Source organism: Streptomyces sp. MP131-18 (assembly GCF_001984575.1).
GTDB lineage: Bacteria > Actinomycetota > Actinomycetes > Streptomycetales > Streptomycetaceae > Streptomyces > Streptomyces johnsoniae.
This window is the reverse complement of sequence record NZ_LZNS01000001.1, coordinates 7,492,921-7,519,616: the sequence shown is the minus strand read 5'-3', so window position 1 is coordinate 7,519,616 and position 26,696 is coordinate 7,492,921. Positions and strand designations below refer to the sequence as shown.

Annotated in this window: 20 protein-coding genes; 11 read left to right on the top strand and 9 right to left on the bottom strand. The window is 73.5% G+C overall.

Features of this window, described 5'->3' with window-relative positions:
- A partial coding sequence (locus STBA_RS37455) for a beta-ketoacyl synthase N-terminal-like domain-containing protein (RefSeq protein ID WP_290443958.1) occupies positions 1–2,817 on the bottom strand: 2,817 nt, incomplete at its 3' end.
- Between the two features lie 418 nt (positions 2,818–3,235).
- Here STBA_RS37455 and STBA_RS33475 point away from each other — a divergent pair.
- Positions 3,236–4,015 carry an AfsR/SARP family transcriptional regulator gene (locus STBA_RS33475; protein WP_077062754.1) on the top strand — a complete coding sequence of 260 codons (780 nt, stop codon included), beginning with the start codon at positions 3,236–3,238 and terminating at the stop codon, positions 4,013–4,015.
- An 84-nt stretch (positions 4,016–4,099) separates the two neighbouring features.
- Here STBA_RS33475 and STBA_RS33470 read toward each other — a convergent pair whose 3' ends face one another.
- Positions 4,100–5,002, bottom strand: a complete 903-nt coding sequence (locus STBA_RS33470) for an ABC transporter substrate-binding protein (RefSeq protein WP_077062753.1) — start codon at positions 5,000–5,002, stop codon at positions 4,100–4,102.
- Between the two features lie 261 nt (positions 5,003–5,263).
- Here STBA_RS33470 and STBA_RS33465 point away from each other — a divergent pair, with 261 nt between their 5' ends.
- Together STBA_RS33465 and STBA_RS33460 are read left to right on the top strand one after the other, a co-directional pair.
- A complete protein-coding gene (locus STBA_RS33465) occupies positions 5,264–6,253 on the top strand; it encodes an alpha/beta hydrolase (RefSeq protein WP_077062752.1) in 990 nt (329 codons plus the stop codon).
- 96 nt (positions 6,254–6,349) lie between these two features.
- Entirely contained in the window at positions 6,350–6,607 is a 258-nt protein-coding gene (locus STBA_RS33460) for a hypothetical protein (RefSeq protein ID WP_077062751.1), read from the top strand.
- 591 nt (positions 6,608–7,198) lie between these two features.
- Here the strand turns inward: STBA_RS33460 and STBA_RS33450 are convergent.
- The 5 genes from STBA_RS33450 to STBA_RS33430 form a co-directional block, all read right to left on the bottom strand.
- Complete coding sequence (locus tag STBA_RS33450; protein WP_077063793.1) at positions 7,199–8,446, bottom strand: YeeE/YedE family protein; 1,248 nt, start codon at positions 8,444–8,446, stop codon at positions 7,199–7,201.
- 591 nt (positions 8,447–9,037) lie between these two features.
- On the bottom strand, positions 9,038–10,210 hold the full coding sequence (locus STBA_RS33445) for a hypothetical protein (RefSeq protein WP_077062749.1): 1,173 nt from the start codon (positions 10,208–10,210) through the stop codon (positions 9,038–9,040).
- 103 nt (positions 10,211–10,313) lie between these two features.
- The gene (locus STBA_RS33440) at positions 10,314–10,952 is read right to left on the bottom strand and encodes an SRPBCC family protein (protein WP_077062748.1); all 639 of its coding nucleotides are present in this window, start codon (positions 10,950–10,952) and stop codon (positions 10,314–10,316) included.
- Positions 10,953–10,977: 25 nt separating this feature from the next.
- Positions 10,978–11,307, bottom strand: coding sequence for a metalloregulator ArsR/SmtB family transcription factor (locus STBA_RS33435; RefSeq protein WP_077062747.1), 330 nt, complete (start codon positions 11,305–11,307; stop codon positions 10,978–10,980).
- Between the two features lie 75 nt (positions 11,308–11,382).
- Entirely contained in the window at positions 11,383–12,585 is a 1,203-nt protein-coding gene (locus tag STBA_RS33430; RefSeq protein ID WP_077062746.1) for an ROK family transcriptional regulator, read from the bottom strand.
- A 136-nt stretch (positions 12,586–12,721) separates the two neighbouring features.
- Between STBA_RS33430 and STBA_RS33425 the strand changes: the two genes are divergently transcribed.
- The 8 genes from STBA_RS33425 to STBA_RS33390 all read left to right on the top strand — a co-directional run bounded on the left by STBA_RS33425 (position 12,722) and on the right by STBA_RS33390 (position 23,360).
- Entirely contained in the window at positions 12,722–14,218 is a 1,497-nt protein-coding gene (locus STBA_RS33425; protein WP_077063792.1) for a sugar ABC transporter ATP-binding protein, read from the top strand.
- A 32-nt stretch (positions 14,219–14,250) separates the two neighbouring features.
- Positions 14,251–15,249: an ABC transporter permease gene (locus tag STBA_RS33420; RefSeq protein ID WP_107485296.1), complete on the top strand. Its 999-nt coding sequence runs from the start codon at positions 14,251–14,253 to the stop codon at positions 15,247–15,249.
- Positions 15,246–16,268: an ABC transporter permease gene (locus tag STBA_RS33415; protein ID WP_077062744.1), complete on the top strand. Its 1,023-nt coding sequence runs from the start codon at positions 15,246–15,248 to the stop codon at positions 16,266–16,268. The genes STBA_RS33420 and STBA_RS33415 overlap by 4 nt, the downstream gene beginning before the upstream one ends.
- Entirely contained in the window at positions 16,265–17,464 is a 1,200-nt protein-coding gene (locus STBA_RS33410) for a substrate-binding domain-containing protein (protein WP_077062743.1), read from the top strand. The genes STBA_RS33415 and STBA_RS33410 overlap by 4 nt, the downstream gene beginning before the upstream one ends.
- Positions 17,461–18,330: a sugar phosphate isomerase/epimerase family protein gene (locus STBA_RS33405; protein WP_077062742.1), complete on the top strand. Its 870-nt coding sequence runs from the start codon at positions 17,461–17,463 to the stop codon at positions 18,328–18,330. Before STBA_RS33410 ends, STBA_RS33405 begins: the two co-directional genes overlap by 4 nt.
- A gap of 66 nt (positions 18,331–18,396) precedes the next feature.
- Positions 18,397–21,516 (top strand): ThuA domain-containing protein, encoded by a 3,120-nt coding sequence (locus STBA_RS33400; protein WP_077062741.1) that lies wholly within the window; start codon positions 18,397–18,399, stop codon positions 21,514–21,516.
- 58 nt (positions 21,517–21,574) lie between these two features.
- Positions 21,575–22,498 carry an NAD(P)-binding domain-containing protein gene (locus tag STBA_RS33395; RefSeq protein ID WP_077062740.1) on the top strand — a complete coding sequence of 308 codons (924 nt, stop codon included), beginning with the start codon at positions 21,575–21,577 and terminating at the stop codon, positions 22,496–22,498.
- A 73-nt stretch (positions 22,499–22,571) separates the two neighbouring features.
- Positions 22,572–23,360 (top strand): phytanoyl-CoA dioxygenase family protein, encoded by a 789-nt coding sequence (locus tag STBA_RS33390; protein ID WP_107485159.1) that lies wholly within the window; start codon positions 22,572–22,574, stop codon positions 23,358–23,360.
- An 11-nt stretch (positions 23,361–23,371) separates the two neighbouring features.
- Here STBA_RS33390 and STBA_RS33385 read toward each other — a convergent pair whose 3' ends face one another.
- Together STBA_RS33385 and STBA_RS33380 are read right to left on the bottom strand one after the other, a co-directional pair.
- Positions 23,372–25,639 carry a molybdopterin-dependent oxidoreductase gene (locus STBA_RS33385; RefSeq protein ID WP_077062738.1) on the bottom strand — a complete coding sequence of 756 codons (2,268 nt, stop codon included), beginning with the start codon at positions 25,637–25,639 and terminating at the stop codon, positions 23,372–23,374.
- Positions 25,636–26,688 carry a peroxidase-related enzyme gene (locus tag STBA_RS33380; protein ID WP_107485157.1) on the bottom strand — a complete coding sequence of 351 codons (1,053 nt, stop codon included), beginning with the start codon at positions 26,686–26,688 and terminating at the stop codon, positions 25,636–25,638. Before STBA_RS33380 ends, STBA_RS33385 begins: the two co-directional genes overlap by 4 nt.
- Positions 26,689–26,696: the final 8 nt, after the last annotated feature.

The following is a 26,696-nucleotide window of genomic DNA, read 5'->3' as shown; positions in this document are numbered from 1 at the left end:
GCCCAGCGTCGTACCGGTGCCGTGCGCCTCCACCACATCCACCTCGGCCGCCGAAACACCCGCATTCGCCAACGCCGCCCGAATCACCCGCTGCTGCGCCACACCATTCGGCGCCGTCAGCCCATTCGACGCACCGTCCTGATTCACGGCCGAACCCCGCACCACCGCCAGCACCCGATGACCGTTCCGCCGCGCATCCGACAACCGCTCCAACAGCAACACCCCCACCCCCTCCGCCCACGCCGTACCGTCCGCCGAGGCCGCGAACGCCTTGCACCGGCCGTCGGGGGCCAGGCCGCGCTGGCGGCTGAACTCCACGAACATGCCGGGTGAGGCCATGACGGCGACTCCGCCGGCCAGCGCGAGTGAGGACTCTCCGCTGCGCAGCGACTGCGCGGCCAGGTGCAGCGCCACCAGCGACGAGGAACACGCCGTATCCACCGTCACCGCCGGCCCCTCAAAACCCAGCGTGTAGGCGACCCGGCCGGAGAGCACGCTGACGCTGCTTCCGGTCAGCACGTGTCCTTCGACGCCGCCGGCCGGCTCGTGCATGCGTGGACCGTAGTCCTGGGCCATGGCGCCGATGAACACGCCGGTGCGGCTGCCGCGCAGGGAGTCCGGGACGATCCCGGCCCGTTCGAACGCCTCCCACGACGTCTCCAGCAACAACCGCTGCTGCGGGTCCATCGCCAACGCCTCACGCGGACTGATCCCGAAGAACTCCGCATCGAAATCACCCGCGTCCCGCAGGAAACCCCCCTGCCGCACATACGACTTCCCCGGCACCCCCGCATCCGGATCGAACAGACGCTCCACATCCCAGCCCCGGTCCACAGGAAAATCCGACACCGCATCCACCCCACCCGCCACCAGCCGCCACAAATCCTCCGGCGACCGCACATCCCCCGGATAGCGGCAGGCCATCCCCACAATGGCCAACGGTTCACCGAGGTCGGGCGCGGCGGAGGGCTCCTCGGGCGTCTCGGTGCCGTCCTGGTGGTGGCCGGGCAGGCCGGCCCTGAGGCGTTCGACCACGGCGCCGGGCGTGGGGTGGTCGTAGAGGAGGGTGGCGGGGAGCTTCAGGCCGGTGGCCTGGTTGAGCCGGTTGCGCAGCTCGACCGCGGTCACCGAGTCGATGCCCAGGGCCCGGAAGGGCTGTTCGGGGCGGAGGGTGGCGGGTGCCGCGTGGCCGAGGAGGAACGTCAGGTGGGTGTGCAGCAGGTCGAGGAGAATGCGGCGCTGTTCCCGGTCGGGCAGGCCGGGCGCGGGCAGCTGTTCGGCGAAGCCGTCGTGGGCGTGCAGCTCCGCCAGTGAGGCCAGGAAGCGGTCGGGGCCGCCCTGGCCGTTGCGCAGGGACCCGACGACGAGGGCGGCCCGGTCCTCGATGCCATGGTCGTCGAGGGTTTCCCGGACGCCGACGGTGAGCACTGGATGCGGGCTGACCTCGACGAACGTGCGGTATCCGCGGGCGGCTAGTGCGCGGGTGGCGTCCTCGAAGCGGATTTCGCCGGTGATGTTGCGGCCCCAGTAGGCGGCGTCGAGGCCGTCGGTGGCGAGGCGGTCGCCGGTGACTGAGGAGTAGAACGGCAGGCGGGACGGCCGCGGGGTGATGCCGACGAGTCCGTTGCGCAGACTTTCGTGGTCCAGCGCCAGGTTCGGTGAGTGCGCGGCCAGCCCGTTGCTCAGTTTCCTTGCGCGGAGGCCGCGTTCGGAGAGTTCCGCGAGGAGTTCGTCGGCTGCCGCCCGTTCCCCGGCTACGAGGACCCAGCGGGGGCCGTTGGTTCCGGCTATGTGAAGGCGCGGGCTCCACCGGCCGAGCAGGGGTTCCACTTCGCCGCGAGTGGCGACGACCGACAGCAGGTCGCCGTGTCCGGCCTGTTCGGCCTGGGCCCTGCTCCACACGGCTGCCACCCGGGCGGCGTCCGCGAGGGTCAGGGCACCGGCCACGTGGGCCGCGGCCACCTCGCCGAGGCACTGGCCCACCACGGCGGACGGCTCCACGCCGCAGGAGCGCCAGAGCGCCGCCAGCGAGACCATCACCGAGAAGAGTGCGGGCTGGACGACGTCGGCGGTCTTCAGCGGTGGAGCGCCGGGAACGCCCTGGAGGACGTCCAGTAATTGCCACCCGGTAAATGGTTCGAGAACGCGGGCGCACTCATACATCTGTTCGCGGAAGACGGGTGAAGAACCGATCAGTTCGAGTGCCATGCCGGGCCACTGCGAGCCCTGCCCGGGGAAGACGAACACCACGCCGTCGCGCTCGACGGATTCCAGATGCAGACCCGTCTCCTTACTGCGGAGTAGCGCCGATATACGGTGCCCTTCCGCCAGCGCGTCGGGCAGTCGGCGCAGCACGAAAAACGCGCTGCCCGGTGACGATTCGGGAGGCGAGGCATCGGCGAGCGCAATTGCGCAGTCGTCGCGCATTAAACCTTCCGCCGCCGCTTCCACCGCGGCGACGGCGGAGACCCGGTCGGGGCCGAGGGTGCGGTGGGGGCCGTGCAGGTCCAGTGCGGCGGCCAGCCGGCCGGCCGTCACCTCCGGATCGCCCGCGCGCAGGTAGACGCCCGTGCGATGCGCGTTGACCTGCTCGGAAATCAGCCCGGCAACGTCGAGCGCGGCCCGTGCGGCGTCCGATGGCAGGGCCGCCCTGGCGCGGTCCGCCGGGGCGGGGACGGGCCGGCCGCCGTTGGTGAGCAGCCGCCAGAGCCCTTCCGGAGCCGGGACTTCCGGCGCATGACAGTGCATCCCCACGACCGCGACTACCCCACCCGGAAATTTGCGCGCATCGGATGCAATGCTTTCGGATTTACTCAACGAGCACTCCTTGCACGACTTCCGAAACGGTAGCACGGCCAACTTGGCGGGGTCTTGGAGACATCTTGGAGGCAACTTGGAGAAGTGACGTGGAGGGAAGAAGCCAATGAATTGGCAAAGGCTCCCGGGAAAACCGCACGGATGGGCGTGGTCGCACGAAAGGTGCTTCCGGGTCCGCTCTCGTGCGCCCCTGGCTTCGGATGCCCGGGATCGGACAGCGGCGGATGCGAACAAGTAAGTGACTCATGGGCGTACATCGGGGCACACTCCCCTTGGACTCGCAACCAACCTGCGCTTTGATCGTCGTACGAAGCGGTGCGCCAGCGATGGGCCGCATGGGTCCGTGCGCTCACGGCCATTACATACCGTTACTGGAGGGTGGCTATAAGTGACACTCGTTGTCGGTTTACATGTCAGCGTGCTCGGTCCGCTGAGGGTCTGGTCCCGGGAGTGTCCGGTCGACCTGGGGCCCGCCCGTCAACGGGCCGTGCTGTCGGCACTGTTGCTGACCCCGGGCCAGGCCATGGCTCCGGACCGGCTCAAGGAGGCCGTCTGGCCCCGGAAACCGCCCGGCGCGGCCATGGCGAACCTCCAGAGTTACGTGTCCAACCTCCGGCGCACGCTGGAGCCCAACAGCCCGCCCTGGTACCGGAACAGAATTCTGCGGCGCGACCCCTCCGGCTACGTGCTGGACGTCGAGTCGGAGGTGGTCGACGCCTGCCGTTTCGAACGGCTGCTGCGCGAAGGCCGCCGCCTGCTGCACGAGTGCGAATACCGGCGCGCGAGCCGCACCCTGGAGGAGTGCCTGTCCCTGTGGAGCGGCTCCCCCTATCAAGAGGTGCGCGACTCCGATGCGGGTGCGCAGGCCGCCGCCCGGCTGGAGGAGCTGCGCCTGCTGGCCATGGAGAGCAGGTGGGAGGCCGAGTTGGCGCTGGGGCGGGACTCCTCGGTCATCGCCGCGGACGTGGCGACCCTGCGGATGCGGTTCCCGACCCGGGAGCGGCTGAGCTGGCTGCTGATGCAGGCCCTCTACCGCTCCGGCCGGCGGGCGGAGTCCCTGCGGATCTATCACCAGACCAGGACGCTGCTCGCGGACGAGTACGGCGTCGACCCCGGCCTCGAACTCCAGGAGCTGTTCGGCTCCATCCTCCGCGGCGCCACGGACGTCAGCCGGGCCGCCCCCGGGCTCGTTCGCTAGGACGCACGTGCGCCGCCGGCCAGGCGCGCGGTGTCGGGGTGGTGTCCCGGACCGCGCCGCGAGGCGGCGGGCGCGCCGCGCCCGCTACCGGCCGCCGGTGTCCTGCGGCGCCCGTTCCAGTGCCTCGGCGACTCCGTCGAAGAACCGGGCGTGCGCGAGGGCGCTGCCGGGGATCTCGGGGTTCCACGGGAGGAAGGCGGCCGTGTCGCGCAGGGCGGTCCACGCGTCGCTGCCGGCCAGGTCCTGGGGCGGGGCGGCGTTGCTGCGCACGTCGGTGAGGACGATGTCCGGGGCGAGCGCGACGGCTTCCTGCCAGCCGGTGGTGGCCCAGTTGACGCCGGGCCCCTCGGGCGGTCCGGCGAGCCGCACGCCGTGCCGGGCGAGGGCGCGGAGGTCGGGCCAGGCGCCTGGGCGCGCCAGGTAGGCGGTGTCGGGGCTCGCGGCCGACAGGGCGAGCACCCGGATGGCGGGGCGGGCCGCAGCGGCGGCGCGGAGCCGTTCGACGGCGTGGCCGAGCCGTTCCGTGTGCTGCCGCCCGGCGTCGTCCGGCGCGCCGAGTGAGCGGGCGAGGGCGGTGAACCGTTCGAGTACGTCGCCGAGTTCGCGTCCGGGGCTCACGCCGAGTGCCACGGTCGGCACGGCGGCCGTCAGCTTGTCCACGGTCCCGGGCGGCAGGCCGTAGACGTTCTCGCCGTCGTAGGTGACGGTGACCAGCAGGTCGGGCTCGGCGGCCAGGACTTCGTCCGCGGACAGTTGTGTGCCGGACCCGAAGTAGCGGATGCGGTCCAGGGGCAGGTCCCCGGCCTTGGCCGCGTCCGGCGTCCCGCCGTCGTCGTGGAGGGAGCCGAAGTGGCCGGCCGGCACGAGGCCGAAGTCCCACAGGGCCGCGGCCGCCTGGATGTAGGCGACGACCCGTTCCGGGCGGCGTTCCGCGGTGGCCCGTTGTCCGCGGTCGTCCACGAATTCCCAGCCGGTTTCTCCAGACATGCGGTGTTCCCCTTTGCCGTGAGTTCTCCCATGCGGGTCGCCGCGTCGCCACGGCGGCGGACACCACATCCCTGCCTCTCACACACCTGATCTAGTCACGGACACGGCAACGAACGGCGGGGTTGCCGGAACGGCGGGGTTGCCGGAACGGCAACACCGCGGCGGTGCGGTCCGCGGCCGGCGGCATGATCCTGAACATGCGGTACGGCATCCTCGCCGACGCCGCATTCCGGTTCCCGGATGCGCTTTCAGGAGGAAACGATGTCCCGATCAGGTCGGGCCGCAGGCCCCGCGCACCGGCTGGTGCCCTCCCCCGCAGGCCGCACGCACGTGGTCGAGCAGGGCCGGGGGCCGCTGGTCCTGCTCGTGCACGGCTTTCCCGAGTCGTGGTACTCGTGGCGGCATCAGCTGCCCGTGCTCGCCGCGGCCGGATACCGCGCGGTCGCCCTGGACGTGCGCGGCTACGGGCGCTCCGCCAAGCCCGCGGACGTGGCCGCCTACCGGATGCGCGAGCTCGTGGCCGACAGTGCCGCCGTGGTCCGGGCCCTCGGCGAGCGTTCCGCGGTGATCGTGGGGCACGACTGGGGCGCGGGCATCGCCGCCCACGCCGCCCTGCTCCGGCCGGACGTCTTCTCCGCCGCCGCCCTGCTGAGCGTCCCCTACACGCCCCGCGGGGATGTGCGGCCCACCGAGGCGTTCGCGCGGATCGGCGGCGGCTCGGAGGACTTCTACGTCAGCTACTTCCAGGAGCCTGGCCGCGCGGAGGCCGAGATCGAGCCGGACGTCAGGGGCTGGCTGCGGGGCTTCTACGCCGGCCTGTCCGCCGACACGATGCCGGGCCCCGAGGAGCCGGATCTCCACTTCGTGCCGAAGGGCGGGAAGCTGTCGGACCGCTTCCCGGCCGGCCCGCTGCCGGCGTGGCTCAGCGAGCGGGATCTCGACGTGTACGCAGGCGAGTTCGAACGCACCGGCATGACCGGGGCGCTCAACAGGTACCGGAACGTCGACCGCGACTGGGAGGACCTCGCCGAGTGGGAGGGAGCGGCGATCACGCAGCCCTCGTTGTTCATCGGCGGCGGGCTCGACGCCTCCACCACCTGGCTGGCCGACGCGATCGCCGCGTTCCCCAGCACGATGCCCGGCCTGACCGCCTCGCACGTCCTGGACGGCGCGGGCCACTGGCTCCAGCAGGAGCGCGCCGAGGACGTCAACCGGCTCCTGGTCGACTGGCTCGCCTCGCTGCCCGCCTGACCGGCGCCGCACCGCGGGCCCGGGCCGGCGGTGCGGCGCCGGTCAGGCGGCGGACCCGCCGCTCTCCGCGGCGAGCCGCCTGAGGTAGCCCGCCGGGTGGGCGGCTCCCTCGGCACCGCCGCCTTCGGCTTGGCCGTGCTCGTCGCGCCCTCGCCGCGCGGCGGCATCTCGCTCGCGCCGGCCGCCGCGGCCCTGTGCCTGGCCACCGCGCTGGCCGCGGCGCCTCGCGACGACGGGGAACGGGACCCGGCCGCCGGACAGCAACGGACGCCGGGACCCCTCGCGACGCCGCGCGTTACAAAGGAGACGCACGCACCGGCCGACACCGCCGGGCGCCAGGAGGAGACACGATGAGGACAGGACCGCGCAGAGCGGCCCGTTGTGCCGGCGACGAGCCGTCGGGGAACGACCGGAGCAGCGGCGCCGGCCTCCGGGCGGCGGCCCGGTGAGGACGCCCGTGCCTGCCCGGACAGCGACTGCCACGCCACCGTTCGGCGGGGCACGGGGATTCCCCTCGACGACCGGCACGTGCTCCACCTGCTGGTCGTGGACTCGGTCGCCCTCGACAGCGGCTCGTTCACCACGGGGGCGGCCACTGCGCCCTGCCCCGCGGAGGTGTGCGGCGCCGTGCGGACGCAGCCGGCTCGATCGAGGACGGCGCGGCCGAACGGCCCCTGACCGGGATTGACCGGAACGCACGACGTCGGGATCGCCCGCACCCGACGCTCGTGACCAACCCGGTGCGCGACGCAAGGACGTCCACCTCGCGCCGCGCACCGGCCGGGCGCGCTCGCGGCCGGGGAGACGTGAGCCGCGCGCCGTGCGGTGCCGCCGGGCAGGGGGCGGCGACACCGCACGGCAACCCACCAGGACGACGACACCCCCTCGCGCGCCGTGAAGGCCCTCGGCGACCGGCAGTTCGCGGCGGTGGGCGCGGGCCACCGCTCAGCAGACGCCGTCTCCCGGCTTGGGGTTGGCCAGGCCGAACAGCGGGCGCAGCCGCAGGCCCGCCCACGTACCGGCCAGCGCGCAGGCGCCCCACACCCAGCCGTGCAGGCTGCCGGAGGCGATGCCCGCCAGGTAGGCGCCGATGTTGCAGCCGCCGGCCAGGCGGGCACCGATGCCCATGAGCACGCCGCCGAGCACGGCCGCCACGGCGGTGCGCCACGGAATGCCCCGGTGCAGCGCCCACGTGCCGCCGAGCGAGGCGGCGACGGCCGCGCCGATCATGATGCCGATGTCGGTGAGGCTGTTCTTGTCGGCCAGCACGGGCCCGGCGAGCATGTCCGCGTTCCCCGGCTGCTGCCAGAAGCTCCAGCTCTCCGGCCGGCCGCCGAGCGCGCCCACCGCTTCGCTGCCCCAGAGGGCGAACGCACTGGTCACCCCCCACGCGCCGCCGGACACCAGCAGGACGCCCGCGCCGAGCACCGCGAGGACCAGGGCACCGGCCGCCAGTGGCCAGGAGCCGCGCACCGCGCGCAAGGCGGCGCCCCTGCTGGTGGGGACGGCGCCGGTGGGCGGCGGAGTGCGGCGGCGCTGGACGACGCGGGTGAGCACGACGATGCCCGCGAGCGCCGCGATGGTCACGGCCCAGGAGCCGAACCAGCCGACGCGGTCGGACAGCACATAGGGGTCGAACGCGGGCAGGTCGTTCCACAGGTCGAATTGCCAGGCCGCGAGCGTCGACCCGGCGATGAAGCCGCCCAGGGTGAGCACGATCGAGGACTGGCCGGAGCCGACGGCGAAGAGGGTGCCCGAGGCGCAGGCACCGCCCAGCTGCATGCCGATGGCGAAGAGGAACGCGCCGGCCAGCAGGCCGATGCCCAGCGACCCAGCCGACGGGGCGGGCACGGAGCCGAACAGGCCGCTGCCGGTGCCGATGATCAGGGCGAACAACGTGGCGGTGGTGCCGAGCAGCAGCGCGTGGGCCCGCAGCCCGCTGCCGTTGCCGACGGCTATCAGCTGCCGCCAGGCGGAGGTGAAGCCGAACCGCGAGTGGAAGAGGGCGAAGCCGAGCCCGAGTCCGAGCAGCAGCAGTACGCCCGGCTTGGCGCCGTGGGCGGCGAAGACGTACGCCACCAGCGCGGCGGCGAGCACGCCGGAGACCGCGAGCGGCAGCCGCCGCACCGGCGGCGCCTCGGGCGCGGGCGGCCGCGGGACACGGGTGGGGGACGGCGCGAGCACGGGGAACAGCCGCGGCTTCGCGGCCGGTGCGGGCGCCGGCGGGGACGGGGTGGAGGTCGTGGACACGGATTCTCCGGAAGGGCGTGCATGGATCAGGGGCGGGAACGGGGAGGGCCGCGGGAGCGGGCCGCGGGGCGGGGCTCCGCCCCGGCGGGCGGACCCGGCCACGGGTCAGCGGCGACAGAGCCCGTCGTCGACGCACCACGCCGAGCTCGCGAACAGCGCGAGGCACAGATGACGGGCGGGTGCGGACATGTCGGCCATCGTAGGCCGCCGCCGCGCGGTGCGGGAGTCCTGTCCGCGGGCCGGACGCCCGGCCCGCGGGGACGGGGACGGGAATACCGCGGCCTGGAATTGCCTCATTGGCTCAGCACAAGAAAACTCGCACGCTCCGCACGGCGCCTGCCCGCGGAGAACGGGAAACGGCGGAGCTTCCCCGGACGCACCACCCGCGCGTGCCGGAATGCGAATATCCGCCGTACCCCCGCTGCCCGCACCACATTACCGAGGCCGCGGGCCCGTGTCCCGGCCGTACCGGAGGAATTCCCCGGGCTGTGCGTCGTTTGTATGTCCCCGGCGCCGCGGGACGGGCCTCCGGCGCTACGCGAGCGTGCCCTCGCCCTGGATGCGGAGCATCCGGCCGCGGACGGCGGTGGTGGCGGCCTCGCCAGCGCCGGAGAGGTCGGTCCACACGACGAACGCGCTCGGGCCTTCCGGCGCGCCCGCCACGGTCGCGGCGGCCACCTCGAACCGCTCGCCCGGTGTGTCGCCGCTGAGCCGGATCGGCTCGGCGAGCGAACCACCGGTGATGGAAATGATCTTCGCCAGTACCGTGTGCCCGGTGCCGGTGGCGGCAGACCTCTGCACCCAGGCCGCCAGGAACCGGTCGTCGGCCAGCGGCGCGAGCGCCGGATCGGCGCAGCTGAGGCCGGCGCCCGAGCAGGCCGGGACGCCGGGCTCCGCGAGAGCGCCGTCCTTGGCGAAGACGCTCGTCTCCACGCTGCTGCGCGAGCCGTCGGGGGCCACCCGCACATGGGCGAGGACGAACTGCTCGGTGTCCAGGGCCGTGACCGCCGCGCCGCCACCGGCGTAGCCGGACAGGTTGGGCGTCGTCTCCGGCGTGACGGCCGCGCCGTCGAAGGTGAGCACGCGCAGGGTGAGGGCGCCGCCCGCGACCGGGTGCGGATCGGCGCGCCAGCCGATGACGACGTTCCCGTCCAGCCGGGCGGTGAACGGGGTCGTGTGGAATCCCTCGGTGGTGCTGACCGCGAACTCCGCGCCCTCGGGCGCGCCGTCGAAGCCGTAGCGCCGGGCCAGGATACGCCGCCGCGGCGCGGCGTCGGCCCAGGTGATCAGGAAACCGGCGTCGATCATGTGCGTGACGGCCGGGCCCTGTCCCGGGTCCGCGTCGGTCGTGCTGACCTGCGTCGCGTCGCCGATCGGGCGCCCGTCGGTCCCGTAGCGGCGCATCTTGATGTGCGGGCGGGGCCCGGGAACGGTCGCGGGGGACTCGACCCAGGTGACGAACGCGCCGGACAGCGGGGTTGCCGCGATGGCGGGCCGCTCCCGCAGGACATCGGGCGGGGCGGGGGCCGGCTCGCTGACGACGAACTCCTCCGTGGCCGGCTGCCCGTTCGTCAGGTAGAGCCTGCCCTTGATGCTCGCGTCGCTGCTGTCGCTCCACACGACGAAATAGTGGCCGGTACCGAGCGCGGCCACGGCGGGGTCCCGCTGAATTCCGGCCGTCGTCGAATTGATCACGAAATCATTCATCGCGCCGCCTCTTTCTCCGCCCGGCCCGGAACTCCTCCTCGATCACCGTAGCGTCGTCCGGGGAATTCCGCGCGCCGCGGAATTCCCCGCCCGCGCGGGGGGCTCAGCTCTCCGGGGCGAAGAAGGCCGCGGTGGCGGCCGCGGCCCGGTCGGCGTCCTCGGCCGAGGCGCCCGCCGCCCGGTGGGCGGCGCCCCACTCCCTGCTGGTCCGCACGACGAACGCCCGGCCCGCCTCGGTCGTGTGCAGGGTGTCCCGGTCGGCGAGATCCGTGCCCGCGAGGTGGAAGGCGAGGCCGAGCAGCGCCCCGTCCCAGCCCACGCCGGTGGCGCCAGGACCGTAACGGTCGAAGAACTCCGGCTCGGACACGGCGGCGTGCTCCAGCTCGAACACGGTGGCGTCGTCCCCGTCGGGGGTGAGCCGTACGGTCACCTCGGAGATGTCCCGCTCGGTCACGTCCTCGCCGTAGACCCAGCTGACCCGGATCAGGCGCGGCGGCTCACAGAGCAGCACTTCGCCCCTGGCGTTCCCCTCCAGCTGGTAGGAGCCGCCGACGCGCAGGTCCCCGCTCACCGGCGCGACCCAGCGGGCCAGCCGCTCCGGCCGGGTGCAGGCGTCCCAGACGTCCGCCACCGGGCTGTCGAATCGGCGCCGGAGCAGGACCGTCACGCCGTCCCCTGCGGAGATGGTCCGACGGCCGACCTCGCGGTGGACGGCGTGGACGTGGTCGATGAAGTCATTCATGTGCGGGTTCCCTCTTCTTACGTTCTTACGGTTTCTTGCGGTGCCTCTCACGGGCCAGCTCGGTTTCGAGCGCGTCCAGCCGCTGGTTCCAGAACCTCCTGAAGTGGGCGAGCCACGCGTCCGCCTCCTCGAAGCGGGCGGGGGCCACCGCGTAGAGGCGGCGGGCGCCCTGCGGCCGGACGGTGGTGAACCCCGATTCGCGCAGCACCCGAAGGTGCTGGGAAACGGCCGGCTGGGAGATGCCGAACTCGTCCCGGATGACGGAGGTGACGGCGCCGGCCGGCCGCTCGCCCTCGGCGAGCAGCTCGAGTATCCGGCGCCGGACGGGGTCCCCGAGGACGTCGAGCGCGTGCACGGCAGCCAAAGTAATAGACCTTCCTTATATAAGGCAAATCTTATTCATGGGTGAACGGGGCCCCGCGGACCGGCCTCAGGGGACGGCACCGGCCAGCGCGGTGTCCACGCGGGCGGGCGACAGCACGTGGCCGGTGGCCAGCAGCCCGGCCCCCAGCGCGGCGGCGCTGCGCGATGTCCGGCTCGGCTCGATGATCAGGTGCTGAGTCGCCAGCGGGTGCGAGCGGCCGTAGACCGCCTCGCGCACCCCGGCGACCAGCTGGTCGTGCACGGCCGCGAGGGCACCGCCGACCACGACGGCCTCCGGGTTGAAGAAGTTGACGAGCCCGGCGAGCACGTCGCCCACGCAGCGCCCCGCCTCGCGCACCAGCCGGATCGCCGCGTGATTCCCCGACTTCACCAGGCCGGCGACGTCGGTCGCCGAGGCGGCCCGCAGGCCGAGGGCGCTCAGTCTCCTGGCGAGCGACGCGCCGCCCGCCACGGCCTCCAGACAGCCGAGGTTGCCGCACCGGCAGGGGGTCTCGTCCACGCCGACCCGTATGTGCCCGATATCGCCCGCCGTGCCCTGCGCGCCGCGGTGCAGGCGCCCGTCGGCGACGACGCCGCAGCCGATGCCGGTGCCCACCTTGATGAAGAGCAGATGGCCGACCCGGGGGAAGACCCGGCGCTGTTCGGCCAGGGCCATCATGTTCACGTCGTTGTCGACGAGGGTGCACACCCCGAGGCGGTCGGCGAAGAAGCGCGGAATGGGGTACTGGTGCCAGCCGGGCATCAGGGGCGGCTCGACCAGCCGCCCCGTCGAGAACTCCACGGGCCCCGGCACGCCCACCCCGACGGCCCGCAGTGCGGTGCGTGGCCGCCCGGCCTCGTCCAGCAGCGCGAGGACGGTGCGCGCCACGCCGTCCAGCACGGCGTCCGGCCCCTCCGCGATCCGGATGCCGCTCTCCCGGCTGACCAACTCCCGGCCACCGATGTCGAGAAGGGACACGCGGCCGTGCGTGGCACCGAGCCCGACCCCGGCCACCAGGTGGTCGGCCGAACGCAGCCGCAGCCTGCGTACCGTTCGGGCGCCGGATGCGTCGCCCGGTGCGCTCTCCTCGACCAGCCCGTGGGCGATGAGCGCATCGATGCGCTGCGACACCGTCGAACGGGCCAGGCCGGTCACCCGGGCGACGTCGGCGCGCGTCTCCGCGGCCCCTTCGGCGATCAGCGCGAGAATCCGGCCCGGCGAAGCGGGACCTGGCGCCGCGGCGCTGCGCGGCGTCGGCACTGAGGGCATGGCACCTCCACGCGGAAACTTTCGCCACTCCCAGGAGAAAGACTTTCGAGAGCAGGCGCAAGTAAGGAATTTTTCCCCATTCTTACCCCTACTTGAGACCTTGACAGGCCAAACTTCTGCCACGACATTGCTCATCATGCTGACGATGCAGGACATGTCAAAGAGCTTCCTCGGCAACCGAGTTCTCCACGACGTCACGCTCGACCTGCTCCCCGGCGAGGTCCACGCCATCGTCGGCGAGAACGGGGCCGGCAAGTCGACCCTCATGAAGCTGCTCAGCGGCGAGCACACGCCCGACGGCGGTCGTATCGAAATCGACGGCGTGGCCCGTTCCTTCGGCCATCCCGCACAGGCCCAGGCGGCGGGCGTCGGCATCATCCACCAGGAGCTGGCACTCCTGCCGCACCGCACCGTGGCAGAAAACGTATTCCTCGGCCGGGAGCCGAAGCGTCTCGGCTTCGTCGACCGGGCGGCGATGGAACGGCGCACCGCCCGGCTGCTCGACGACCTCGGTGCGGTCGGCATCAGCCCCGGAACGCCCGTCCACGAACTCTCCGTCGCACGGCAGCAGGTCATCGAGGTGGCGAAGGCGCTCGCCGCCGACGTCCGCATCCTCGTGATGGACGAGCCCACGGCCGCGCTCGCGGAGCACGAGGTGGCCGCGCTGTGCGACCTGGTGCGCCGCCTCACCGCCCGCGGCCTCGGCATCCTCTACATCTCGCACCGGCTGCGCGAGGTGTTCACCTTGTCCCGGCGCATCACCGTCCTCAAGGACGGCCGCCGCGTCACCACGGTCGCCACCGAGGACAGCAGCGTGGACGACATCGTCCGGGCCATGGTCGGACGGGAGTTGACCGCCTACTACCCGCCGCGGGCGGTCGCGGCGGAGGTGGCGGACACGGTGCTGACCGCGTCCCGGGCCGGGAACGGCAGGCTCACGGACATCTCGTTGTCCCTGCGTGCGGGCGAGATCCTCGGGGTCGGCGGGCTCCAAGGCTCGGGGCGCAGCGCCCTGGCCCGCGCCCTGTTCGGCGCCGACCCGTTCACCGCTGGCGAGATGACCGTCGGCGGCAGGCGGCTCCGGCCGCGCCGCCCGCGGCAGGCGATCCGGGCCGGTATCGCGCTGGTGAGCGAGGACCGCAAGACCGAAGGGCTCGCGCTGCGCCAGTCCGTGCGGGACAACGCCCTGCTGGTCACCAGGGCCGTGCCGGCGCGGGAGCGCCCGCCGGACGCGCGCGCCCTGGCCGAGCTGCTCGACCGGGTACGGCTGACCTCGCGCGGCACGGGCCAGGAGGTCCGCTTCCTGTCGGGCGGCAACCAGCAGAAGGTCGTCATCGCCAAGTGGCTCGCGGCCCGGCCGCGCGTGCTGCTGTTCGACGAGCCGACCCGGGGCGTCGACGTGGGGGCCAAGGCCGCCATCCACACGCTCGTCCGCGAGTTGGCCCGCGAGGGGCTCGCCGTGCTGCTGATCTCCTCGGAGCTGCCCGAGCTGATCGGGATGAGCGACCGCGTCCTCGTCATGGCCGACGGCCGCATCGCGGGCGAACTGCCCGCCGGAGCCTCGGAGGAGGACATCATGCGCCTGGCCACCAGCGGCGGTACCGCGCTCGGTCACGCGGGCGGTGCCGCGTGACGGCCGAGAGCCCCGGCTCGCCGTCCGCCGCCCTGCGGCGGGCCCGGCGTCCGGCGCGCTCCCGGTGGCCCGCGGTCCGGCTCGGCGACCCGGCCGTCGGCATCTGGCTGGCCGCGCTCGGCGTGACGCTGCTGGGCTGGGTCATCGTCGACGCGCGCGGCGGCGCGTTCATGACGCAGGGGAACGTCACCGGCATCCTCCAGAACTGCGTGGCGCTCGGCCTGATCGCGCTCGGCCAGACCGTCGTCATCCTCACCGGCTCCCTCGACCTGTCCGTGGCGTACCTCGCCAGTCTCGGCACGCTGGTCGCCGCGGAGACCATGGCGGGGCAGGACGGCAACGTCGTGACCGCCGTGATCGCCGTCCTCGCGCTCTCCGCCGCGGTGGGGCTGGCCAACGGGCTGATCGTCACCGGGCTGAAGGTGAACGCGTTCATCGCCACGCTGGGCGTCGCGTTCATCCTGCGCGGCTGGATCGAGGACAACTACAGCGGGCCCGCCGGGTCGGTGCCCGTGACGTTCCAGCGCCTCGGCTACGACCGGATCGGGCCCGTGCCGGTGTCCGTCTTCCTGCTGGCCGCGGTGGCCCTGGCGCTGTGGCTGATCCTGCGGCGCGCGCGCCTGGGACACCACATGTACGCGACGGGCGGTGACGCGCACGCCGCGCGCCTGTCCGGGGTGCGCACCGGCCGGACGGTGGTCGCCGCGCACGTGCTGTGCTCGCTGTGCGTGGGCGTGGCCGCCCTCTTCCTCGCCGCGCGATTCGGCGCGGGTTCGCCGTGGGCGGGCACCGAGGCGCGCTACGACCTGGAGTCGATCGCCGCCGTGGTGCTCGGCGGCACGGTGCTGGCGGGCGGCCGCGGCGGGGTCGTCGGAACGCTGGGCGGCGTCGCGGTGCTCGCCGTTCTCGACAGCGTCTTCAACCAGCTCTCCGTCGACCCGTTCTTCAAGAACGTGCTGCGCGGCGTGGTGATCATCGCGGCTGTCGCGCTCTACGCCAGGCGGCGGCGTTCGGTGAGGAGGAGCGCGTGACCACTCTCGATTCCGCCGTCCCCCGGGCCGCCCGCCGGGCGCGCCTGCTGGCGCTGCTCGGCACCGGTCTGCCCGTGTACGCGCTGCTCGGGGCGCTGCTGGTGGCGCTCGCGTTCACCGATCCCGGTTTTTACGAGCCGGACCGCTTCCTGGCGTTCATCCGGCGGGCGGCGCCGCTGGTGCTGCTGGCCGCCGGACAGTATCTGGTCATCGTCTGCGGCCAGTTCGACCTGTCCGTGGGGGCCGTGGTCACGGCGGGCGTGGTCGTGGCCGCGGAGATCTATGCGGAGTTCCCCGGGGCGCACTGGCTGGTCGTGTGCGGCGCGCTGCTGCTCGCGGGCGCGGCCGTGGGGCTGGTCAACGGCCTCGTCACCACGGGGCTCGGTGTCCCCTCGTTCATCACGACGCTGGGGATGATGCTGATTCTGGAGGGCGGGGTCTTCTTCTGGACCGGCGGCTCCCCGCAGGGCTATCTGCCGGACGACTTCAGGGCGGTGGGCCGCGACGACGTCCTGGGCCGGGTGCCGTGGGCGGTGCTGGTGTGCCTGGCGGTGGGCGTCGCGGCGGTGCTGCTCATGCGTTCCCGCTTCGGGCGCACGCTGGTGGCGACCGGCGACAGCGAGCGGACCGCGGCGCTCGCCGGCGTGCGCGTGCACCGCGCCCGCACCGTCGCGTTCGTCCTGTCCGGCGCCGCCGCCGCGCTGGCCGCGGTGCTCGTCGGCGGCTTCTCCGGCGTCTCCGCGCAGGCGGGCACCGGCATGGAGTTCGAGGCCATCACCGCGGTCGTGCTGGGCGGCGTGCTGCTCGGCGGCGGGCGCGGCTCGGTGGTCGGCGCGATGGCGGGGGCGTTCTCGCTCACCGCGCTGTTCACGCTGCTCAACCTCCAGGGCGTGTCCGGCGCCCTGGAGTCCACGGTCCAGGGCGTCATCGTGATCGCCGCCGTCGCCCTCGGCGCCGCCGACTGGTCCCGGCTGCGCCGCCGTTCCCCTTCCGTACCCTCCGGAGGTCCCCGCTCATGATCAGAAGAACCGGCCCGCTGCTCGCCGCGGCCCTGCTGTCCGCGGCGCTGCTCACCTCCTGTACGAGCGACACCCCGTCCGACGGGCCCTCGGCGCCCGCCGGATCCGCCTCACCGTCACAGGACGGCGGCGAGGACGCGGAGTTCTTCACGCAGGCGGAGTACGAGCAGCAGCTCGCGCTCACCCGCGAGACGCCCGAGGGCCCCGAGGACCGGCCGTGGGAGCAGATGCTGCGCCCGGAGATGGCCGACACGAGCCAGTACGCGGTCGAGGGCGACGACGTGCACCTGTGCTTCTCGAACGCGGGCGTCTTCAACCCGTGGCGGCAGGTCGGCCTGCGCACCATGGAGGCCGAGGTGGCGCTGCACGAGCAGATCACCGAGTTCACCGTGGTCGACGCGGAGGGGCAGGACGACAAGCAGATCTCGGACATCCAGGAGCTGAGCAACCAGGACTGCGACGCCCTGATCGTCTCGCCGAACACGACGGCCACGCTGACCCCGGCGATCGAGGAGGCGTGCGGCAGGCTGCCGGTCATCGTCTTCGACCGGGGTGTGAACACCGACTGCCCGGTCACGTTCATCCACCCCATCGGCGGCTACGCCTACGGGGCCGCGGCGGCCGACTTCCTCGTGGAGAACGTGGCGGAGGGCGGCAACATCCTGGCGCTGCGCATCTCCCCCGGCGTCGACGTCCTGGAGAACCGCTGGTCCGCCGCGGAGCTGGCCTTCGAGGAGGCGGGCCTCACGGTCGCGGACGTGGAGTTCACCGACGGGGACCCGGCCGTCACCAAGTCGATCGTCACCGACGCGATCCAGCGGCACGGCGGCATCGACGGCGTCTGGATGGACTCCGGGGCGACGTCCGTCGCGGCCGTCGAGGCGTTCGAGGACGCCGGCGAGGAGGTGCCGCCGATCACCGGGGAGGACCAGCAGGACTTCCTCCAGGCGTGGGACGAACGGGACCTGACGGCCGTCGCCCCGACCTACCCGACGTTCCAGTGGCGCACCCCGGTCGTCGCGGCCCTGCGGGTCCTGGCGGGCGAGGAGGTGCCGGTGGAGTGGCGGCTGCCGCAGCCCACCATCACGCAGGACACGCTGGCGGATTACCTCAGCGAGGACATGCCGCCGCTGCACTACGCCATGTGCGGCTGCGAGGGCATGCCGGGGTATCCGCAGGACTGGGGCGGCGAGTGAGCGGCGCGCCGCCCATCGGGGCCAATCCGTGGATCTGGCACTCGCCGGTCACCGATGAGGCGCTGGCGCGCACCGTGCCGCGGCTGGCGCGCTGGGGCTTCGACGCGGTCGAACTGCCGCTTGAGGAGCCGGGTGACTGGTCGCCCCGTTCCGTGGCCGCGCTGCTCGCGGACCACGGGCTGCGCCCGGCGGCCGTCGTGGCGGTCATGCCGCCGGGCCGGGACCTGGTGGCCGCCGCCCCGGGGGCGGTGCGCGCGACCACGGACTACCTGCGGGTGTGCGTGGACGCGGCGCGGGAGACCGGCGCGGGCGTCGTCGCGGGCCCGGTGTACACGGCGGTCGGCCGCACCTGGCGGCTGACGGCGGCCGAACGCACCGCCGCGTACGCCGAGTTGCGGGACGCTCTGGCGCCGGTCGTGGCGCACGCCCGCGAGGCGGGGGTGCGGATCGCCGTCGAGCCGCTGAACCGGTACGAAACGAGCCTGCTGAACACCGTGGACCAGACTCTGACGGCCCTTCAGGGGCTGCCCGAGGACGTCATCGGTCTTGCCCTCGACACCTACCACCAGAACATCGAGGAGCGCGGCCTCGACATCGCGGTGCGGCAGGCGGCCGGGCGCATCGTGCACGTCCAGGTCTGCGCCAACGACCGGGGTGCGCCCGGCGCGGACCACCTCGACTGGCCGGGCTTCCTGCGCGCGCTGCGCGACAGCGGCTACCGCGGGGCGGTCTGCATCGAGTCGTTCACCGCGCACAACGACAGCATCGCGGTCGCCGCTTCCGTGTGGCGGCCCCTGGCCGAGGACCAGGACGCCATCGCGGTGGACGGCCTCGCGTTCCTGCGCCGCACGTTCGCCGCTCTCTGACCTCGCCGGCCCGGCCCACTCGGGACATGCCGCGCCGGTGCCTCACCCCCACGGAGAGGACCCCCCATGAGGAAACGCACCCCCGGCAGACGAGCGAGAGCCGCCCTCGCCCTCGCCGTCGCCCCCCTGCTCGCGGCCGGCGCGCTGCCGGCCGCGGCGGCGGCCGAGGAGCAGGCCGCGGAGTTCCGCGCCCTGCTGTTCACCAAGGCCGTCGGCTACGTCCACGACTCCATACCGGCCGGCATCGAGATGATCGAGGAGGAGGCGGCCGAGCATGACTTCGAGGTGGTGCAGAGCGACGACGCGGCCGTGTTCAACGACGCCGACCTCGCCGGCTTCGACGTGGTGATCATGCTCCAGAACTCCGGCATGATCTGGGAGACCGACGCCCAGCGGGCCGCCGTCCAGACGTACGTCGGCAACGGCGGCGGCATCGCGGCGATCCACAACACGCTGGACATGGGCATCGAGGAAGAGTTCCCGTGGTGGGACGACCTCATCAACGGCGGCGCACACATGCCGGCCCACTCCCCCGGCGTCCTGGACGGGACGGCGCACGTCGCCGACCGGGTCCACCCCTCCACGGCAACGCTTCCCGAGCGCTGGGAACGCCCCGAGGAGTGGTACAACTTCGACGTCAATCCGCGCGGTGACGTGCACGTGCTGGTCACGGCGGACGAGTCCACCTACGATCCGGGCGGCTCGGCGATGGGCCCCGACCACCCGATCTCGTGGTGCCGCGAGGCGGAGGGCGGCAGCGTCTGGGCGACCGCGATGGGCCACGACGCGGCGTCCTACGACGAGGAGCACTTCCGCGACCACGTCGTGGGCGGGGTCCGGTGGGCGGCGGGCGCCGCGCCGGGCGACTGCAGCGGCACGGTGTGGAACAACTACGAGAAGGTCACCCTCGACGACAACACCTCCGATCCGATGGAGGTCGACGTCGCCGAGGACGGCCGCGTCTTCTACGCCCAGCGCGGCGGCGAGGTGCGGATCTTCGACCCGGAGACCCACGCGGCGGTTCCCGCGGGCACGCTCGATGTGTACACCGGCGGTGAGGACGGCCTCGTCGGCCTCGCCCTCGATCCGGGATTCGCCGAGAACCAGTGGATCTACCTGTACTACTCTCCCGCGGAGAGCGAGGAGGACGTCAACCGGCTGTCACGCTTCACCGTCGAGGGCGACTCCCTCGACCTCGCCTCGGAGCAGACGCTGCTCGAAGTGCCGGCGTACCGGGACCGCACCTATCCCGAGCCGGGCCACACCGGCGGCAGCCTCGAATTCGGCCCCGACGGAACGCTGTACCTGAGCACCGGGGACGACGTGCCGCCCAACCTGTCGGCGGACTGGCAGGGGTACGCGCCGCTCGACTGGCGCGAGGGACAGGAGATGCTGGACGCGGCCAGGACCGCGGGGAACACCAACGACCTGCGCGGCAAGATCCTGCGCATCCTGCCCACCGAGGACGGCGGGTACAGCATTCCCGAGGGCAACCTCTTCGCGGAGGGCACCGAGGGCACGCTGCCCGAGATCTACGCCATGGGCTTCCGCAATGCGTTCCGGTTCACGGTCGACCAGGAGACGGGCGACCTCCACGTCAGCGACTACGGGCCCGACCGCGGCGCCCCGGCGACCGAACGCGGCCCGGAGGGGCTGGTGGAGTACAACGTGATCAGGGAGCCGGGGAACTTCGGCTGGCCCTTCTGTCACGGTGACAACCAGGCGTACGCGCCGTACGACCCCGACACCGGGGAGGTCGGCGAAAAGTTCGACTGCGCCAACCCGGTCAACCCCTCGCCGAACAACACGGGTCTGACCGCGCTGCCGCCCCTTCAGCTGCCGGAAGTCTGGTACGGCTACGGCGTGTCCGAGCAGTTCCCCGAGATGGGCGAGGGCGGCTCGGCACCCATGAGCGGGCCCGTCTACCGGTACGACCCGGACAACCCCTCCCCCACCAAGTTCCCCGAGTACTTCGACGGCGCCCACTTCTTCTACGAGTGGTCCCGCAACTACATCAAGGAGATCCGCCCGGACTCCGCGGGCGGCGTGCTGAAGATCAACGACTTCCTGTCCACGGCGGAGTTCGTGAAGCCGATGGACATGACCTTCGGCCCGGACGGCTCCCTGTACGTCCTGGAGTGGGGCAGCTCCTTCGGCGGCGGAAACAACGACTCCGGGCTCTACCGGATCGACCACATCACGGGCGGCAGAGCGCCCGCCGCCCGCGCGACGGCCTCGGTGACCGACGGACCGGCCCCGCTGACCGTGGACTTCTCCAGCGAGGGCACGTCCGACCCGGACGGCGGCGCACTCACCTACGCCTGGGACTTCGACGGCGACGGCACGTTCGACGCGGAGGAGCCGAACGCCTCCCACACCTATCCGGACGTGGGCGAGTTCACCGCCCGGCTGCGGGTCACGGACCCCGAGGGCAACGAGGGCCACGCGAACGTCCCGATCACCGTGGGGAACACCGCCCCGACCGTGGAGCTCGACCTGCCGGTCGACGGGCGGTTCATCGAGTTCGGTGACCAGGTGCCCTACCGGGTGACCGTCACCGATCCGGAGGACGGCGAGATCGACTGCTCCCGCGTCACCGTGAACCCGGCACTGGGCCACGACGACCACGAGCACCCGACCACCGACCTCACCGGCTGCGAGGGAACGGTCGACACCGGCGACCTCGGCGGCCATCCGGAGGGCGCCGACCTGTGGTACGTGCTGAACGCCAGCTACACCGACGAGGGCGCCGAGGGCACCGGCGCGCTGACCGGCTACGGCCGTGCGGTCCTCCAGCCGCGGCACAAGCAGGCCGAGTACCACCACGACCAGTCGGGCACGCGCATCGTCGCCCAGGAGGGCGCGGAGAACGGCGAACGCATCGGCGACATCAGCGACGGCGACTGGATCGCCTTCGAGCCGACGAGCGTCGAGGGCACCGCAACGGTGAGCTACCGGGTGTCGTCCCCGTTCGGCGGCGGCACCATCGAGTTGCGCGCCGGCGCGCCGGACGGCGAACTGCTCGCCACCACGGACGTGCCGAACACCGGGGACTGGGACGTCTACCAGTCCACGCCCCCGGTGCCCGTGGCCGAGTCGGCGGGCACCCACAAGCTGCACCTGGTGTTCAGGTCGGCGCAGGACAACGCGTTCGACGTGGACTCCGTCCTGTTCGGCGCGGACTGACCGGCCGCCGCGGCGGTGCTTGACCCTCTCACCGGTGAGAGGGTCTAGCGTCCCGGGCATGACGACTTTCCACTCGACTATCCACTCGACGACGGAGGAAGAGGGCCACGCCCCGGTCACCGTGCTCGGCCTCGGACCCATGGGCCGCGCGCTGGCCGGGGCGTTCCTCGCGGCCGGCCATCCCACCACGGTGTGGAACAGGACGGCGGGGAAGGACGACGAACTGGTCGCCCGGGGCGCGCTGCGGGCCGCCTCGGCCGCCGATGCGGTGCGCGCCGCGCGGCTGGTCGTCATCTGCGTGCTCGACTACGACGCGGTGCACGCCGTGCTGGAGCCCATCGGCAGCGCCCTGGCCGGGCGGACGCTGGTCAACCTGACCGCGGACGCGCCCGACCGGGCGCGGCGGACCGCGGCGTGGGCGGCGGACCGCGGCATCGGCTATCTCGACGGGGCGATCATGAGCCCGCCCGGCACCATCGGCGAGCCGTCCGCGGTGGTCCTCTACAGCGGCGACGAGGCGGTGTACGCGGCGGCCCGCCCGGTGCTGGCGGTCCTGGGCGGCACGGCGACCCACCTGGGCGGGGACGATCCGGGCCGGGCCGCTTCGTACGACGTGGCGCTGCTGGACATGTTCTGGACGGCGGTGAGCGGGGCGATGCACGGCCTGGCCCTGGCCCGCGCGGAGCACATCAGCGCCACGGACCTGGCGCCGTTCGCCCGCGGGGTGCTGGGCCTGCTGCCGGACATCGTCGAGGAGTTCGCGGGGCGCGTCGACGCCGGGCGGCACCCGGCCGAGGACTCCGACATCACCTCGGCCGCGGCCGGGATGGCGCATGTGCGGCACGTGGCGGAGGCCAGGGGCCTGGACGTGGGGCTGATCGCCGCCGCCGAGGCGATGGCGCGGCGGGCCATCGACGCGGGGCACGGCGGGGACGGCTTCTCGCGGCTGGCCGAGGCGGCGGCCTCCGACACGGTCGCCTGAGGGAGGGGGCGGCGGCCTGCGGCCGGCGGAAAAACCTTTGCGAGGCGGTCGCCCCCTGCCTTCAATGACTGCCATGACCCCAGCACCACTTTCACCGGAAGATGTCGAACGCTTCGTCGCCGAGGGCTTCGTTCCGATCCGGGAAGCTTTCCCCCGCGAAGTGGCCGATGCCGGGCGGGCGGAGCTCTGGCGGCTGACGGGGCTTTCGCCCGACGACCAGGGGACGTGGACCGAGCCGGTCGTGCGGATCACGGGCTCGGACGCCGAGCCTTTCGGAAAGGCCGCCAACACGCCGCGGCTGCACGGGGCGTTCGACCAGCTGGTGGGCGCGGGCCGCTGGCTGCCGCGGCTGGGCCTTGGCACGTTCCCCATCCGGTTCCCGCACCCGGACGATCCGGGCGACGCGGGCTGGCACCTGGACGCGAGCTTCGGCGGCGGCCCCGACGGCACGAGCCCCCGGCTGAACCTTCGCTCGCGGGGGCGGGCGCTGCTGATGCTCTTCCTCTTCTCCGACGTGGGCCCCGACGACGCGCCGACCCGGATCAAGGTGGGCTCCCACCTCGACGTTCCCTCGTTCCTGGCCCCGGCGGGCGAGGAGGGCAAGGACATGTTCGAGCTGTGCCGCGAGATGGACGCGGCGGGGCGGCTCGACGCCCCCGGCCGTCCGATGGTGGAGGCGACCGGCCGGGCGGGGGATGTCTTCCTGTGCCACCCGTTCCTCATCCACGCCGCGCAGCCGCACCGCGGCACCGCGCCCAGGTTCCTGGCGCAGCCGCCGCTCGACCCGGTCGCGCCGCTGACGCTTCAACGGGCGGACGGCGCGTACTCGCCCGTCGAGGCCGCCGTCCTGCGCGGCCTGTGAGCCGCGGCGCCTCAGGCCGGGCCGTGCGCGCGGACCGGTGGCGGCGGCGCGGCGAGGCGTTCGACCGTGACGCGGGCCAACTGGCCGGTGCAGCCCTGCGCCAGGCGTGAGGTGCCGACGTCTGCGGTGAGCGCGTTGGGGTTGCCGTGCACGCAGGTCGCGGTCCCGGGCGCGGACGGGTCGAACCAGGCCCCGGTGGCGAGTTGGACCACCCCGCGGCGCAGCGCGTCGCTCGGCACGACGGCGGCCAGGCAGGAGCCGACGGCACTGCGGACGCGGATCACCTCGCCGGGCCGCAGCCCGAACGCGGCCACGTCCCCCGGGTGCATCCGCAGCGGCTCGCGGCCGTCGATCTTGGACGCGGCGCTGTGCGGACCGTGGTCCAGCTGGCTGTGGAGCCTGGTGGCGGGGTTGTTCGCGATCAGGTGCAGCGGGAACGAGGGGTCGGGCGGGGCCGGCGGCAGCCAGGCGGGGTGGCCCGGGCAGTCGTCGTAGCCGAAGGAGTCGATCGTGCGGGAGAACAGCTCGATGCGACCGCTGGGCGTCGGCAGCGGGTGGGCATCCGGGTCGGCGCGGAACGCGGCGTACAGAGTGTGCCGTTCGCGCCGGCCGCGCAGCGGAACGCGCCCCGCGTGCCAGAAGGCGGCGAAGTCCTCGGCCGGGGCATGCTCGGGTGCCAGGCCGGCGCGCCAGCTCTCGTAGAGGTGGGCCAGCCACTGCCGCGCGGTGCGGCCCTGCGTGAACTCCTCGGCCACGCCCAGCTCCGCGGCAAGCGCGGCGAAGATCGCGTAGTCGTCCCTGGCCTGCCCCTGCGGTTCGGCGATGCGGTGCATCGCGATCAGCACCGGGTCCTCCTTGGCGCCGCCGATGTCCTCGCGTTCCAGGGTGGTGGTGGCCGGCAGCACGATGTCGGCGTGCCGGGCGGTCGCGGTCCAGTACGGCTCGTGGACGACGACGGTGTCGGGCCGGGTGAACGCGCGGCGCAGCCGGGCCAGGTCCTGGTGGTGGTGGAACGGGTTCCCGCCGGACCAGTAGACGAGCCGGATGTCGGGGTAGGTCAGCCGCTGCCCGTCGTAGTCGCAGCGGCCTCCCGGGTTCAGCAGCAGGTCGGCGATGCGGGCGACGGGGATGAAGTCCGGCACCGGGTTGATGCCCTGCGGGAGCGTCGGCAGCCGGTAGGGCAGCACGCCCGCACCGATGCCCGCGGTGGCGCCGTAGCCGTGGCCGAACCCGCCGCCGGGCAGGCCGATCTGGCCGAGGAGCGCGGCCAGCGCGACTCCGGCCCACAGGGGCTGTTCGCCGCGGTGGGCCCGCTGGAGCGACCAGCTGAGCGAGATCATGGTGCGGGTCGCGGCCATCTCGCGGGCGAGCGAGGCGATACGGGCGGCGGGGATGCCGCAGATCGCCGCGGCCCAGTCGGGCGTCTTGGGCACGTGGTCGGTGTGTCCGAGCACGTAGCCGCGGAAGGCGTCGAAGCCGGTCACGTGGCGGGCCAGGAAGCCCTCGTCGTGGCGGTCCTCGGTCAGCAGCACGTGGGCGAGCGCCAGCATCAGGGCGGTGTCGGTGCCGGGTTCCGGCGCCAGCCACTCGGCGTCCAGGTCGTCGGTCAGATCGTCGCGCAGCGGGCTGACGAGCACGAAGCGCGCCCCGCGCGCACGGGCGGCGCGCAGGTGGCCGGCCGCGCCGTGCCGGCTCACGCCGCCCGCGTTGACCTGGGCGTTCTTGGCGGGCATGCCGCCGAAGCAGACGAAGAGCCTGGTGTGCTCGGCGAGCACCGGGTAGGTGGTGGGCTCGGCGATCGGCGCGTCGCTGCCGACGACGTGCCGCAGCAGCGGGCGGGAGGCGCCCAGGCTGTAGGTGTTGACCGAACGGGTGTAGCCGCCGAGCGCGTTGAGGAAGCGGTGGACCTGGCTCTGCGCGTGGTGGAAGCGCCCGGCGCTGCCCCAGCCGTAGGAGCCGCCGAAGATGGCGCGGTTGCCGTGGACAGTGCGCACCCGGTCCAGTTCGCCGGCCAGCAGCGGGACGACCTCCGCCCAGTCCACGGGCACGAAGTCGTCGGTGCCACGGGCCGTGTCGGGTCCTGGACCGCCGGTCAGCCAGCCGCGGCGGACATGGGGCCGGGTGACGCGGGCGCGGGTGAAGCCGGGCAGGTTGTCCAGGAGCGGCGAGGGTTCCGGGTCGGCCGGGTCGGGGCGCACCCGCAGCCCGTCGGCGTCGTGGACGGCGTGGAAGGCGCCCCAGTGGGAGCTGTGCGGGCGGCCGCCGGGCGGGCCGTTCACGCCGCTTCCCCCGCCGTGGGCCCGCGGTGCGTGCCGAGGCTGAGCATGAGGCGGTTGGCCCAGGCGAAGAACGCGGCGCAGTGCACGAGATCGACGAGCTCCAGGTCGGAGAGACCGGCGTCGCGCAGGGCGGCCACGTCGGCGCCGTTGGCCGTGAGCGGCACGGGCGCGAGGCCCGCGGCGAGCCGGACGACCAGGGCGCCGCGGCGGCCGATGACGGCGCGCGAGCCGTGCGCCAGGAGGCGGGCGACGGCCTCGGGATCGCCGCCGAGCCGCCCGGCGAGCCTGGCGTGCACGGACACGCAGTAGACGCAGCCGTTGTGCAGGGACACGGCGGTGGCGGCCAGTTCGCGCTCGGCGCGCGGCAGGCCGCCCTCTGCGGTGAACGCGGCGAGGTCGATGGCGGTGCGTTCCGCGAGGATGCCCAGGTCGTGGCCGAGGGTACGGAAGTACGGGGAGTCCGCGCGTTTCCCGGCCAGCGCGCGGCGGTGCTCCTCGCTCAGCTCCTCGGCGGCCAGCGGGCGTACCGCGGGCTGCCAGGTGAGGACGTCGGTGGTGAAGCGGGCGCCGCCGGCCACCGTGGCCGAGGGTCCCTCGGCGGGCCGCCCGGTGGCCAGCAGCCGCAGCGCGGCCGCGAGTTGGAGCTGCTGGTTCACGAAGCCGATGGACTGGGAGAGGGTGACGATCTCCGCGTCGGAGAACCCCGCGGCGCGCAGGTCCGCGATGTCCGTGCCGGACGCGGTCCAGGGGGCGGCGGTCAGCCGCCGGGCGTGCGCGACGGCCGCGTCCGCGCGCCGCCGGGCCGCGGTGCCCCCGGCGGGCGGGACGCCGAGCAGGTCCGCGTAGTGGTCGCGGGCCGCGGCGTGGCGGTGCTCGGCGGCGACGGCGTGCGCGGCGGTCCGCGCCTCGGGCAGGGCGCCGGGGCCGGTGAACAGCACGTCGTGGGCGCGCTGCTGGTGGGCGCGCAGGCGCGGGCGCAGTGCGCGCAGGCGGGCCGCCTCGGGGAGGTGGCCGGTGAAGCGGTCGATCGCGTCGGGTGTTTCTGGCACGGGGCGGC